At 35.5% G+C, this 13,655-nt stretch carries 12 protein-coding genes; 9 read left to right on the top strand and 3 right to left on the bottom strand.

Annotated features, from left to right (window positions below; genetic code table 11):
• Positions 1-465: 465 nt before the first annotated feature.
• Positions 466-645, bottom strand: a complete 180-nt coding sequence (locus tag F6K23_RS32315; RefSeq protein ID WP_293163802.1) for a hypothetical protein — start codon at positions 643-645, stop codon at positions 466-468.
• Between the two features lie 681 nt (positions 646-1,326).
• Here F6K23_RS32315 and rpaB point away from each other — a divergent pair.
• The 3 genes from rpaB to F6K23_RS32300 all read left to right on the top strand — a co-directional run bounded on the left by rpaB (position 1,327) and on the right by F6K23_RS32300 (position 4,219).
• Positions 1,327-2,058, top strand: a complete 732-nt coding sequence (gene rpaB, locus F6K23_RS32310; RefSeq protein ID WP_293163800.1) for a response regulator transcription factor RpaB — start codon at positions 1,327-1,329, stop codon at positions 2,056-2,058.
• A 947-nt stretch (positions 2,059-3,005) separates the two neighbouring features.
• Positions 3,006-3,653: a cofactor assembly of complex C subunit B gene (locus F6K23_RS32305; RefSeq protein ID WP_293163798.1), complete on the top strand. Its 648-nt coding sequence runs from the start codon at positions 3,006-3,008 to the stop codon at positions 3,651-3,653.
• Between the two features lie 35 nt (positions 3,654-3,688).
• Positions 3,689-4,219 carry a DUF456 domain-containing protein gene (locus F6K23_RS32300; RefSeq protein ID WP_293163796.1) on the top strand — a complete coding sequence of 177 codons (531 nt, stop codon included), beginning with the start codon at positions 3,689-3,691 and terminating at the stop codon, positions 4,217-4,219.
• Between the two features lie 879 nt (positions 4,220-5,098).
• Here the strand turns inward: F6K23_RS32300 and F6K23_RS32295 are convergent.
• A complete protein-coding gene (locus tag F6K23_RS32295; protein WP_293163793.1) occupies positions 5,099-5,524 on the bottom strand; it encodes a hypothetical protein in 426 nt (141 codons plus the stop codon).
• Between the two features lie 1,203 nt (positions 5,525-6,727).
• A complete protein-coding gene (rfbB, locus tag F6K23_RS32290; RefSeq protein WP_293163790.1) occupies positions 6,728-7,801 on the bottom strand; it encodes a dTDP-glucose 4,6-dehydratase in 1,074 nt (357 codons plus the stop codon).
• Between the two features lie 287 nt (positions 7,802-8,088).
• On the opposite strand from rfbB, the gene F6K23_RS32285 reads away from it, so the two are divergent.
• The 6 genes from F6K23_RS32285 to F6K23_RS32260 all read left to right on the top strand — a co-directional run bounded on the left by F6K23_RS32285 (position 8,089) and on the right by F6K23_RS32260 (position 12,581).
• A complete protein-coding gene (locus F6K23_RS32285) occupies positions 8,089-8,250 on the top strand; it encodes a hypothetical protein (protein WP_293163787.1) in 162 nt (53 codons plus the stop codon).
• A gap of 40 nt (positions 8,251-8,290) precedes the next feature.
• Positions 8,291-8,428 carry a hypothetical protein gene (locus tag F6K23_RS32280; protein WP_293163784.1) on the top strand — a complete coding sequence of 46 codons (138 nt, stop codon included), beginning with the start codon at positions 8,291-8,293 and terminating at the stop codon, positions 8,426-8,428.
• Positions 8,429-9,777: 1,349 nt separating this feature from the next.
• Positions 9,778-11,601: a CapA family protein gene (locus F6K23_RS32275; protein ID WP_293163781.1), complete on the top strand. Its 1,824-nt coding sequence runs from the start codon at positions 9,778-9,780 to the stop codon at positions 11,599-11,601.
• Between the two features lie 284 nt (positions 11,602-11,885).
• Positions 11,886-12,020 (top strand): hypothetical protein, encoded by a 135-nt coding sequence (locus F6K23_RS32270; protein WP_293163778.1) that lies wholly within the window; start codon positions 11,886-11,888, stop codon positions 12,018-12,020.
• A gap of 144 nt (positions 12,021-12,164) precedes the next feature.
• The gene (locus F6K23_RS32265) at positions 12,165-12,308 is read left to right on the top strand and encodes a hypothetical protein (protein ID WP_293163776.1); all 144 of its coding nucleotides are present in this window, start codon (positions 12,165-12,167) and stop codon (positions 12,306-12,308) included.
• Between the two features lie 36 nt (positions 12,309-12,344).
• Positions 12,345-12,581, top strand: coding sequence for a hypothetical protein (locus tag F6K23_RS32260; protein WP_293163774.1), 237 nt, complete (start codon positions 12,345-12,347; stop codon positions 12,579-12,581).
• Positions 12,582-13,655: the final 1,074 nt, after the last annotated feature.

The raw sequence follows: 13,655 nt of genomic DNA, 5'->3' as shown, positions 1-13,655 counted from the left end.
TGTTGATATTAAGGCAGGGGTGTACCCATGACAAGGGACGTTTAAGAGAGGAGCCGTGATGAGGTGAAAGTCTCACGTCCGGTTCTGAAGACGAGTCGGTTTGGTAACAAACTGGCTTAGTTTAACACAATCTCTAGATTTTGTCAAACCTTATGTTAAGAAAGATGTGGGTAATGGATAGCTTTTAGGGAAAGGTAATTATCAATTATCAATTATTGAAGGAGTATATTCGCTGCACCATTTAAGTCAGCATTAACCAATAAACCTTTAGCAGTTTGGTACATCCCACGTTTAACTTGTTTACCTGATGGTTTCCAACGGCAGTCGCTACAACGGGGGGGCTCCCCTCAACGCGCTGCCTCCCCTACGGGTTTTTCGCCGAAAGTAGGTAGAAAATTCCTACCCTTGAAAACTAGCTTTACTTGTGTAAGATTTTTCTATTTCAATAAATTTAATCTTGTGTTCTCAGCACAATTGTTTGACTCGTTGCTTAAGTTTAGCTGTGGGTATTTGTACGAATGATTGGGTCTGTTTGCCTAAATTTACCTCTTGTCGTTGTCCTTGATTCCACCCAAAAACTATCGTACCAATTTGATGCTTTAGACAATGATTGATAACTATTTTTGCAGCGAATGTTAACTGCATCTCTCATCTGACGGTTACGCTTTTCTGTGATCTGGGCTAATTTCTCATCCCAATAACCTTGGGGCTTACCCTCTTTTAGGGTGGAAACCCGTTTGTTATAATACCACTGATTAAGGCTTTTCACCTTGCGTCCATCAATAATCAAGCTAGTACCAATGCATATTGCCTTTTTTGTATTTTTTGTTTAACTATTTAAATGACTTAAAATATTCAGCAACAGACCTTAATATTTGCTGTGCTGCCTGTGAATACAAAGCTGACACATGTTTATTTGATTTGTACTCTTTTTCTAGGTCATACTTACCAATTATTTTCTGGGATTTGAAAAACAATTGACGACCATAATAAATACCACAATTGGTTAGCTTGTGGGACTCGGAACAAATAAACTCCAGAATTGATTTTAAGTCAGAATCGGCCTTGATTAGATGTTGCTGACAACCATACAAATAAATCACCTCCTTAATATTATGAATTCTCTGCTGATTGTGTATTTGTAATGTTAAGATTGGGTAGAGACTGAGGGATAAATCCCGCAGTGTCCGTTTTCATCCCCTCTCTTAAGAGTAGGGGCTTTTAACGTCCCGCTAGTTCTTTTGTAATTTATGTTGTTATTTTGATGATAGAGTTAAAAAAATTATTAATATATTTTTTTATATAAATTAAGGAGTGTTAGGAAAAGTGGAAAATCATAAAGAAAAAATATTGGTTGTTGATGATGAGGCAAGTATCCGTCGTATTTTAGAAACTCGGTTGTCGATGATTGGCTATGATGTTGTCACTGCTGCTGATGGAGAGGAAGCTTTAGTAACTTTTCACAATACGGAACCAGATCTGGTGGTATTAGATGTGATGATGCCAAAATTAGATGGTTATGGTGTATGTCAGGAGTTGCGGAAAGAATCTGATATTCCCATAATTATGCTAACTGCTTTGGGAGATGTTGCAGATCGAATTACAGGTTTAGAGTTAGGTGCTGATGACTATGTTGTTAAGCCTTTTTCTCCGAAAGAATTAGAAGCAAGAATTCGTTCTGTATTACGTCGAGTTGATAAGAATGGGAGTTCTGGCATTCCTAGTTCTGGTGTTATTCAGGTCAGCAGCATTAGAATTGATACGAATAAGCGTCAAGTTTACAAAGGAGATGAACGAATTAGACTTACTGGTATGGAGTTTAGTTTGTTGGAGTTGTTAGTAAGTCGTTCTGGAGAACCTTTTTCTCGGTCTGAGATTTTGCAGGAAGTTTGGGGTTATACTCCAGAGCGCCATGTAGATACGCGGGTAGTGGATGTTCATATTTCTCGGCTGAGGGCTAAGTTAGAGGAAGATCCAAGTAATCCAGAATTGATTTTAACTGCCCGGGGTACTGGTTATTTATTTCAACGTATTATTGAGCCTGGTGAAGTTGGTTGAAATATAGTTACAGTCAAATCAAAGCCTAAAAAAATTGTTAGTCCTAAAGATGTAAAGATATTAGTTGCTACATCCCTATTAATTATAAGAAGGTAGACGATAAAAATCATTACTTGTTTAGCACTACTAAAAATCCTAGTTATTCAGTAATTTCAAAAATTGGCTTATCGGTATCTAAATTTATCTTTTTCTTTACGGGTTTAATACCAATTATTCAAAATAATTCTATTTTTATTGAACACTTCAGTTATTAAATAATAATTGTTAATAAATTTTTTTAGCAATTATTTGTATGAATTAAAGATATTTTATTCGTCATTTCCCGAATAATCAAAGTTTAAAGCCTCTCGTTTAAAGGATAAAAAAGCGGTCGAGGGATGGCGAGGTTTCCTCGCCATATCCAATCGACCAAGAGAAGAAAAAAATTTCACGCTCCGTGTCAATCCTCTTCTTTTTAAGGAGAGGTAATAATTAATAATTAATAATTAATCCTTGAACTACTCCCTACTCTCTGCTTTCAAGAAGATGTAGCAAAAATGCGCGATATTTGGGTATAAGATTCCACACTTCAACTGCTATGTCTACAATTGGTTGGAGTTATCAGACAAGAAGTGGCTTGTCAAAGACTATCCCCATCAACTTTTTCCTTCTTTTTTCTTCCTTCTTCCTTCTTCAATAAATTTAATGAGTTAAATTATAGCTTTCAAAATTTATGTCGAGACTATATAGCAATCAGGAATCAGTTGTGAGAATTGAGGTGTTCCTTAAAAGGATAGAATATAGCAGTTATCATATTCAGATGATAAATTTTTTTCTTCTTCTCTGTTCCTTGTTCCCTAAAAGTTGCCAATATCTCACAACTTAAATCATATTGCTATATATTCATATTTCTCAAATATAAACACTATATTTCAATCCTCTTTATTTGATAATTTATTCTTTAAAATATGAATCAATCATACCAAAATCAAGTCTTACGAATGCTACCTATAATAGTAGGAGGATTAGGTGGAACTTTACTCATGGTTAATCGATTTTTAACCCCTAATATTTTAGCTTCACAAGCTCGTTCTGATGTAGTAGGAGTAATTTTAAGTGCTTTTTTGATTTTAACTGGTTTACTTTGGCAACAGATACAACCACGTTCTCCTGATACTGTTGAATTAATTGGTGAATCAGGATTTGAACTTTTGCCTGAGTTATCAGAAAGAACAAAAAATGAACTTGCCTGGGCTTCTAGTTTATTATTAACTAATACAGTTACTAAAACTATTATTATTTGGTATCAAAACAAAGTCTTATTAAAAAGAGGAATTTTACCATCTTACTCACAAGTAGAACCGGGAGCTATTTTCAAGCAAGTTTTGAATAAACAAAAACCTATTTATTTAGTAGATTTAAAAGTTTATCCGGGTCGTATTGAATTTAATTATTTACCAGAAAATACTCAAGGTGTCATTTGTCAACCTATTGGTAAGAATGGTGTAATTATCTTAGGTGCAAATTCCCCTCGCAGTTATACGAAACAAGATGAAAATTGGATTTCAGGAATAGCAGATAAATTGACAGATACTTTATTGAGAGAAATTAATTAGAATCAATAATACAGGTTGATTTTTTTGATTTTAAGATGGTAATTATTTATTGGCTTCTTATAATAGTTATGTTGGTCGGTGTTGCTGGTGCTGTAATTCCAGGTTTACCTGGTTCTAGTTTGATTTTAGCAGCGATTTTAGTTTGGAGCTTTATTCAAAATTTTACTGGGGTGGGTTGGGTGTTAGGAATGGCGATCGCTGTTCTGGTTTTGAGTACTTTAATAGATTTTCTCGCGACTTATTGGGGAGCAAAACAGTCAGGTGCTAGTAAATGGGGACAAATAGGTTGCTTCGTTGGTCTGGCATTAGGTTTTTTTGGTCTATTACCAGCTTTACCATTTGGCGGACCTTTATTAGGAATGTTGATTGGACCTTTTTTCGGAGCAGTTGTTGGAGAATTTTTATATCGGAAAGATTTAGAGTTTACTCATAGGGCTAAATTATCTGTAAAAGCTGGAATAGGTATAGTGGTCGGCACAGTTGTAGGAAATATAATTCAAGGAATTTTAGCGATCGCCACTGTGATAGTTTTTCTTGTTTCAACTTGGCCGACCGTTAACAGTTAGTACTTAACTAGCTAGGGTTTGCGGAAAAAGTCTTTTTGTTGAGGTAGGCAGTAGGCAGTAGGCAGTAGGCAGTAGGCAGTAGGCAGTAGTTAAGAGTCAGGAGAAATGGGAGTTATAGAGGAAGTAGTCGTTCATAATGGTTTCTTGATTTGCCTGCCATAGTTACCAAAAAATGAGGTCCAAAGCCTCCCCTTTTAAGGGGATGAAAAAATATTCAGTTCAGTATTTTAAGCCTCCGGCTTTAGTGGTCGGTACTGATAACTTATAACTGATAACTGATAACTGAAATGACCCCAAAATGTGCTCCTTTTGGAACCAAGGGCGACCTAACTGCTTGTACTTTTTCCGGATTTGACATCCTCCCGACGCTGACCTGACGGTACAGCGCGGGATTCCCATCCATCAATCAAACAGACCTTTGCTGAAGGAATGACTCAGGGCGGGTTGACAAATCATTGCCATTTGCGTCCTTTTTACGAGCAGATTTAGAGACTGTATGGAGCTAAATCTGTATTTCTTCAAGCTAAACATGATGCCCCAAATCTCAAAATTGTTTGGGCAGATCAAGGCTACCGAGGAAAACTGGAGAAATCAGTGCCAATGGTTTGTGGGTGTAAATTCGCTATTGTTAACAGAACTGAAAAAGGGTTTAAAGTTTTACCCAGACGTTGGCTAGTGGAAAGAACTTTTGCGAGGGCGCGGGCGTAAGATAAAAAGGTCAATACCTTTATCTGTCAATGCCTTTAGATTTAATCAGTAAGCCCTAGCTATTAGCTTGAACGCATTTCCGTACCAGAATGCTCCGCAAAAAGCTGGGGTAAAACATCCCCTTCTAAACGTTTACTGCTGAGTGCTGAGTGCTGAGTGCTGACCACTTTTTTAAAAAGAATAAATTCTGCCAGTGGGAGAAATATAAACTGATTTATGGTCAGTTGCTTCTGAACCTGGTTTAACTCTAACTGTAACTGTATTACCCTCTGCACTATATTCATAAGTAAGTAAACTGTCATTATATATGTTTACTGTGCCATAACCGTCAGGTATACTTTGCAAGTCAACTCTGATATTTTTACTTCTTCCTGCGGGCAAAATTCTTTCTACTTCTGGAATTAAGTTATAGTTGAGAGCTTTTCCAGTCTGATTTAAAATTTTTAGTGTAATTGGTTGTTTTGAATCTGCGGCTTGAGCTTCTGGTTGCCAATATCCAGGTACATAAGTAGGAGCATTTTGAGATAAAACTTCTTTGGGATAAATTATGAAGCTTGAAGTTATTAATAATGTTGTGATTAGAGCAAATTTTTTCATTTTTCCTCTTGTTGTATTCTACAAAAAATCTAATACTTAATAATCCAAAATTTTTACTTCGGTTATTTATGAGATAACTTTAATAGCAATTTTTGAGATGCTAAGGTACTGCTTAAATAATATTTCTGTTACCAGAGTGAGTATTCCCTAAATTCTTGAAATTTTGTACTTCCAAGACTCGAAAACTGCTATTTATGAGATAATTTTAATAGCAATTTTTGAGATGCTAAGGTACTGTTTAAAATCTCTCTGTTACCAGAGTAAGTATTCCCTAAATTCTGAAAACTTTGTACCTCCAAGACTCTAAAACTAATGGATATAATAAATAATAGTTGTGCAAAATAAATTTTATTGTTGAAATTAGCAAAAGGGGGACGGCAGAATATGTAATTAATTTTGTCTCAGTACTTGGCAATCTTAAAGTAAGCATTCAGCGGTCAGCTATCAGCTATCAGCTATGAGTTATTAGCTCATTATCGCACCGAAGTCTCCAAGGGGAATTAAAAGTTGTGTTTACTTCCGCATTCCGCGCAAAAGAAAAAGGTTATCAGATAACCTTAGTAAGTTATTACATTCATGCATCTGATAGCTGACTGCTAATAGCTGTTTGCGCAGCGTTCCGCAGGAAATGCTTACATCTTAAATGCTTTATCAAACATCTACCTAGACAATTTTTCAGCATTGCCAGAAAGACAAACCTTCTCAACTTTTTATTGCAGCGAGGAAAAACTTTACCAAGAGATTTAATCTCAGAAAAAGCTCTATCTAAAGTATTTAAAATTTGTGGTAAGAATTGAGCATTAACTGACTTTAATCTGGGATTAGTTTTCCCACGCTATTGTTCAGTTTTTTGCTTGATAGTTGTAATTACAATCAGCTGCATCAGTAGAGACTTTGAAAGTCTTATTTCTGTTTCTGCTTTTCTAGTCCCTAATTTTCAGAAATTTTACCTACAATTCAAATAAAATTTCTATATAGCAGTCGAAGTAAAGATGAGGATATATCAAAAGCTGAAAATTCAGACAACGCCAGATTTTTACTTCTACCTTCTGCTATAAAAGTAGTAACCTTGAAAACTCTACAACTAGACTAACTAATTGAGAATATTGAGAATGAGGATAGTGGCTAGAAAAGACTACTTACAGAAAATAGAAGAGCTAGTAGCTAATCATCAAAAAATATTACTAATTACCAATAACCAATTTAAGAATTTGCATAAACTTTCTGATAATAAGCCTGATATTCTTCAGATAATAATGGCTCCCACCAATTTCGGTGATTCAAAAACCATTCTACGGTCTGACGTAACCCTTCTTCAACAGTTACTGAAGGTTGCCAACCTAACTCAGTTTTAATCTTTGTGGCATCAATAGCATAACGTCGGTCATGTCCTGGTCTATCCTTAACAAAAGTAATTAACTTTTCACAAGGTTGCACAGGTAAATCAGTTGCTAACTCATCCATAATTTGACACAACATTCGCACCAAATCAATATTTTTCACCTCATTATTTCCACCAATATTATAAGTTTCTCCAGGTTTACCTTTGTGAATTACCGTATCTAATGCCCGACAATGATCTATCACATACAACCAATCTCTAATATTTTGCCCGTCACCATAAACTGGTAATTGTTTTCCTAATAACATATTGATGCACATCAGAGGAATTAATTTCTCAGGAAAATGATACGGTCCGTAGTTATTAGAACAATTAGTAATAACTGTCGGGATACCATAAGTATGATAATAAGCTCTAGCCAGATGGTCACTTCCTGCTTTCGATGCAGAATAGGGACTATTTGGTGCATAAGGTGTGGTTTCTGTAAAAGCAGAATCTTCTGAGCTTAAACTACCGTAAACTTCATCAGTTGAAACATGGAGAAATATACACCTCCGGTCTGGGTTTTGGGCAACAGTAGAATAATGACTTCTGAACGCCTCTAACAAGGTAAAAGTACCCACAACATTAGTTTGCACAAAAGCTGCCGGACCAAGAATAGACCTGTCCACATGAGATTCTGCTGCAAAGTGGGCTACTGTATCTATATTCTCTTCCTGGAGTAACCTATCTACTAACGAGCGATCGCAAATATCTCCCTGGACAAAACGGAAATTTGGTCTGTTTTCTAAATCAGCTAAAGTCTCTTTATTACCAGCGTAAGTCAGAGCATCCAGCACAACTACTCGATGATTAGGATAGGTTTCGCACCAATAATGGACAAAATTAGAACCTATAAATCCAGCACCCCCGGTTACCAATAATCTACTTTCCATAATTATCATCTCCTGAGAGCTTCTCATTCCAATTAAGTATCTATGCAAGATTAATTTAACATTTTGTCGAGCTAGGAAATATGAAACAGATAATATATCTAAGACAAAATTTAGTTATAGTGGTTTTCTGATGAAATAGACCTTGGCTTAGATAATCTGGCCACCTGTGTCGCTAATACTGAGTCGTCGTTCATTTTTGACGGAATAAAACTTAAATAAATCAACCAGTGGTATAACAAGGAAAATGCACTTACGGTTTATATAAGAATGAACAAGGTATCAAATGGTTGACCAAGAAACAGGTTAACATTACGGTCAATAGAAATAATAAAGTTAGAAATTATCTGAATACAGCAGTTAGATATCTAATTAACTGGTGTAGTCAAAATCAAATATCTACCATTGCTTTAGGTGTTAATCAGGAATTAAAAAAATATCAACTTAGCTAAGAAAACTAAGCAAAAGTTTGTACAAATACCACACCACAGTTTGACACTAAAACTAAAAGTTATGTTTCAAAGGTATCGGCTAACTTATATAGAACAGGAAGAATCTTACACATCTGTTGCAAGTTTTCTAGATGGTGATTATATTCCTGTTTACAATGCCAATAATCCGACTAAATAATCTTTAGTGGTAAACGAATGAAGCGTAGTTTGTACATAATGGGTGCAAGCTTTCTAGTTAATACTGATGCTAATGGGGCTGCAAATACTGGAGTAAGAAGCAACCTGAATGGATTTACTCCCGACAGACGCTTAGGAATCTTTGGCTATTCCATAAAGGGTCAAATTTGACGCTTCTTTAGTCCAGCCAATTTATTCCACTTAAGAATCCCTGCAACTTTAGTCAGGGGATAAGTCAACAACTAATTACTTAAATATCAAAATTTTATCTAGGCAAATACTTTGATTTTTTTGAAAATTACTGTAGTGAATTGTATTTTTTTATGAGTAGTAAATATATTAATAATTTTCGACCTAATTATCGGATTATCTTTTTATTTTGGATTTAATACCCCACGGTCTACACAGTGTTTACAATGTAAGCATTTCCTCCGGAATGCTGCGCAAACAGCTATCAGCAGTCAGCTATCAGCAATTAGTAATGAATAGACCTAGGCGTAAAAATCAAAAATAAAATCAATTCTTATACATAAATTATTAATTAGGGTTTGCTGAAAAAGTCTGATGGTGAAGGTAGGGAGTAGGGAGTAGGGAGTAGGGAGTAGTTAAGAGTCAGGAGGAATGGGAGTTATAGAGGAGGTAGAAGTAACAATTATCTCTTAATTTTTCTGTCCTACTAAACTTTTTGTGCTAACTTTTTGCACCTTTTTGACCTAAAAGCTGGTACAATTTCGGGACTAAAAATTGCTCAAAGCAATATCAGTCAATACTTTCATATAATTTCAGCAAACCCTAATTACTTTTCCCTATTGCCCATTCCCTATTCCCTATTCCTTCTTTTGGAGGAGATGTCTAATAATTATTTCTCAGGTTTGATCCTGAGACTTTTGCAGTAACTTTTTATTATTTTTCAATTTCAAAGGTTGCTTTTACGCAGACCATTAATAGCTGAAGTCCGCAGTTCCGACCATAGGGGGCTAGCTAATAGCTGACGGCTGAATGCTTACTTTACAATTGGTTGGGGTTGGAGTCCTCATTGATTTTTTATTTCTTCTTCAAGGAAGAATTAAGGTTTAAAGTCTCTCCTTACCATATCCAATCGACCAAGAGAAGAAAAAATTTTCACTCTCCGCGTCAATCCTCTTCTTTTCCAGGAGAGGTAATTTTTAATTATTAATATTCATTATTAATTGTTGAATTGAGTTATTCAAAACCAGTAATGTCACAGATAATTTCAGGTGTTCAAGACAGTAATATATTTTTTGATGACTGAACCAAAATTTGCTCAATAAATTAGACAAAGTAATATTATTGAATCTAGCTTATATTTTCGGTGTAAGGATAATAATTGTGACTCAACAAGAAATTTTAACACGAGCAAAACAAGGAGACCCTCAAGCGATCGCTTTTCTCATCAATCAAGCATTAACAACTACCGGAGTTAAAGCTAAGGTTAGTATTCAGAAAAATAATCTGCATCTTCTACTAGAAAGCTCTCAACTTCCAGAGCGCCAAGCTTGTATTAGAGTAATTCATCAAGGAATGCAGCGCCTCAATGCATCATCGATTGATTTTGTCAATATTTATGGGCGAAGATTAGGTAACACCATCCCTGAGTGGACAGAAGTTATCGAATTATACAGACCTAATATATACCATCCAGCGGGAGTAGGGACAATTTGGTGGCAGTCAGAAAATACAAATTCTTCCCAAAAATCTCTTGAACCTACTCTACCTTCGCTATTTCAACAGGTGGAATTAAATACTCCAGAAATAGTTAAGACTAATCCAGAGATAAGTAAAAGTGAAGATAAAAATGTAGATTTTTCTCCAGTTAATTTTAAGAGACCTGTGAGAAAAATAAATAGTCGCTCTAGGACAAAAAAAATCTTTTCTTCCTCTGATATTTCTTGGCAATTTTTACCTCAGAAAAATCAAGTTTTTTGGCTATTATTAAGCACTATTGGCATAGCATTAATTCCTGTATCAAGTTTAGTTTTCAATTCTAATAATTACAAGCTACCTGAAATTATTTCAAATATTTCTCAACCGCAACGAAGACCTCAACAAAACTCTTCAACAGTAGAAGTTAGTCAGTCAGCAGTACCAACAGTAACTACCCCTAAAATTGTACAAACTCAAAATCAACTTAATTTATCAGAGGTTTCTGAGTTTGTTTTATCATCTATTAAATCTCCAATTAATCCTGATACTAGAATTACTATTAAAGCAGTGGGGGATATTATCCCCGGTACTAATTATCCCAAGAATAAGTTACACCCTAAAAAACAAGAGTTATTTGCATCAGTCAAACCTCTATTACAGGATGCAGATATTGTTTTTGGAAATTTTGAAAGTACCTTAACGAGTTATCCAAGAAGTGGCAAAAAAATGGGGAGTGGTAGGGTCTTTGCTTTTAGAACACCACCGAATTATAGATATTTGTTGAAAGATGCTGGTTTTGATGTCTTGAGTGTGGCGAATAATCATTCTTTCGACTTTTTAAAGCAAGGGTTTGAAGATACAATTGCTAATATTCAAAATGCTGGTATGCAAGCTGTTGGGAAAAAGGGGGAAATTGTTTATCGTGAAGTGAAAGGGATTAATATAGCGTTTATTGCTTTTAGTAATTATAGTTATCATAATTCTATGCTTGACTTAGAGTCTGCAAAAAAACTTGTTCGAGAAGCAGATGAAAATGCAGATATTATTGTTATTTCTGTTCATGCTGGTGCAGAGGGAACTAGGGCGTTGAGAATTAAGAATAAGACTGAATATTTTTATGGTGAAAATCGAGGTAATAAAATTTTATTTTCTCATACGTTAATAGATGAAGGTGCAGATTTAATTTTGGCTCATGGTCCTCATGTCCCTAGAGCAATGGAGGTTTATCAAGGGAAGTTAATTGCTTATTCTCTTGGTAATTTTATGGGATATCGTACTTTGTCTAGTAAGGCTCAGTTGGGATATTCTTTGGTATTAGAAGTAGATATTAATCCTAGAGGGGATTTTGTTTCGGGTAAAATTTTGCCTGTTCATTTGAATAGTAAGGGTATTCCTTATCCTGATAAGTATGGTCGGAGTATTAAGTTAATTAGGCAGCTTACAAAGAAAGATTTTCCGAAGACAATTTTAGAAATTGATGGGGAAGGAAAATTAAAAGTTAAAAGTTAAAAGTTAAAAGTTAAAGGTTAAAAGTTAAAGGTTAAAAGTTAAAAATTGAGACAGTAACTGGTACTCCTTCTAGGAGAATTCCTGAATATGAGCGATCGCCTTTTAGTAGGGAAATTATGTTGAATAAACAGTCATGCGTATGGGCGAGCAGCCCCTTATAGTTATTATGATATCACAAAAATTGTGGGGATGCAACTGAAAATACTTTGAGGCGCGTTTTTTCAAGAGCTCCTCACAATGAGAATGTTGGCGCACTGAGGGGTGATGGAGGGAAAAATAAGTATTTGCTGAAAGCTCCACAAGATGACAATATTTCTGGCACTGCTTCTAGGAAAATTCCTAAAGATGAGCGATCGCCTTTTAGTAGGAAAATTATGTTGAATAAAAAGTCATGTGTATGGGCGAACGACCCCTTATAGTTATTATGATATCATAAAAATTGTGGGGATGCAACTGAAAATACTTTGAGACGCGTTTTTTGAGCTTCACAAAATGAAAATGTGGTTGGCTTTGCACTGAAAGGAGTGATGAAGGGAAAATTTTGATGAGGGGAAAACAAGTATTTGTTTAAAGCTCCACAAGGTGAAAATATTTTGGGCACTCCTTCTAGGAAAATTCCTGAAGATGAGCGATCGCCTTTTAGTAGGGAAATTATGTTGAATAAAAAGTCATGCGTATGGGCGAACGACCCCTTATATTTATTATAATATCACAAAAATTGTGGGGATGGAACTGAAAATACTTTGAGACGCGTTTTTTCAAGAGCTTCACAGAATGAGAATGTGGTTGGCTTTGCACTAAAGGGTGATGGAGGGAAAAATAAGTATTTGCTGAAAGCTCCACAAGATGACAATATTTCTGGCACTGCTTCTAAGAAAATTCCTAAAGATGAGCGATCGCCTTTTAGCAGGAAAATTTGGTTGAATAAATTGAATAAAATTTCCATTTCTGATTTCTCTCTGTTGCCCTATACGCAATAGGAATTTTTGCTCAGTATTTTTTGGTTTCTGAGAAAATTTTTCAGAAGCAGTCTGTAGGGGTTTGGTTTCCAAACACTTTATTCTGATTTTTCTCTGTTGCGCTATACGCAATAGAAGTTTTTGCTCAGAGAAACCAAAGTCTAATGGCAGATTGAATCAAATTTTTATTTGTTGCGCTATACGCAATAGAAGTTTTTGCCTAGTAATTTCTGATTTCTGGGAAAAGTTTGTCGGAGGGGTGGGAAGTTCACGCCGAAGCTACTATCAAATTTCTATTTCTGATTTTTCTGTGTTGCGATAGCGCAATAAAAATTTTTGCCTATGATTTCTCTCTCCTCAATATTCAGAAAATTACTCATCCCCCCTCCGGTTGTTATGCGCTTCAGAAAATGCAAATATGATTTCTCTCTTCCCAATATTCAGAAAATTACTCATCTCCCCTCCGGTTGTTATGCGCTTCAGAAAATGCAAATATGATTTCCCTCTTCCTCAATATTCAGAAAATTACTCATCTCCCCTCCGGTTGTTATGTGCTTCAGAAAATGCAAATATGATTTCTCTCTCCTCAATATTCAGAAAATTACTCATCCCCCCTCCGATTGTTATGCGCTTCAGAAAATGCAAATATGATTTCCCTCTTCCTCAATATTCAGAAAATTGCTCATCTCCCCTCCGGTTGTTATGCGCTTCAGAAAATGCAAATATGATTTCCCTCTTCCTCAATATTCAGAAAATTGCTCATCTCCCCTCCGATTGTTATGCGCTTCAGAAAATGCAAATATGATTTCCCTTTCCCCAATATTCAGAAAATTACTCATCTCCCCTCCGGTTGTTATGCGCTTCAGAAAATGCAAATATGATTTCTCTCTCCTCAATATTCAGAAAATTGCTCATCTCCCCTCCGGTTGTTATGCGCTTCAGAAAATGCAAATATGATTTCTCTCTCCTCAATATTCAGAAAATTACTCATCTCCCCTCCGGTTGTTATGCGCTTCAGAAAATGCAAATATGATTTCCCTCTTCCTCAATATTCAGAAAATTGCTCATCTCCCCTCCGATTGTTATGCGCTTCAG

This window comes from Okeania sp. SIO2C9 (assembly GCF_010672455.1).
Taxonomy (GTDB): Bacteria; Cyanobacteriota; Cyanobacteriia; order Cyanobacteriales; family Microcoleaceae; genus Okeania.
This window is presented reverse-complemented; position numbering and strand designations above follow the sequence as displayed.

Excerpts from the sequence above, each read along its gene's own strand:
- F6K23_RS32315 (WP_293163802.1), bottom strand. The coding sequence starts at position 645 with ATGCAGTTAACATTCGCTGCAAAAATAGTTATCAATCATTGTCTAAAG.
- F6K23_RS32305 (WP_293163798.1), top strand. The coding sequence starts at position 3,006 with ATGAATCAATCATACCAAAATCAAGTCTTACGAATGCTACCTATAATA.
- F6K23_RS32300 (WP_293163796.1), top strand. The coding sequence starts at position 3,689 with ATGGTAATTATTTATTGGCTTCTTATAATAGTTATGTTGGTCGGTGTT.
- F6K23_RS32295 (WP_293163793.1), bottom strand. The coding sequence starts at position 5,524 with ATGAAAAAATTTGCTCTAATCACAACATTATTAATAACTTCAAGCTTC.
- rfbB (WP_293163790.1), bottom strand. The coding sequence starts at position 7,801 with ATGGAAAGTAGATTATTGGTAACCGGGGGTGCTGGATTTATAGGTTCT.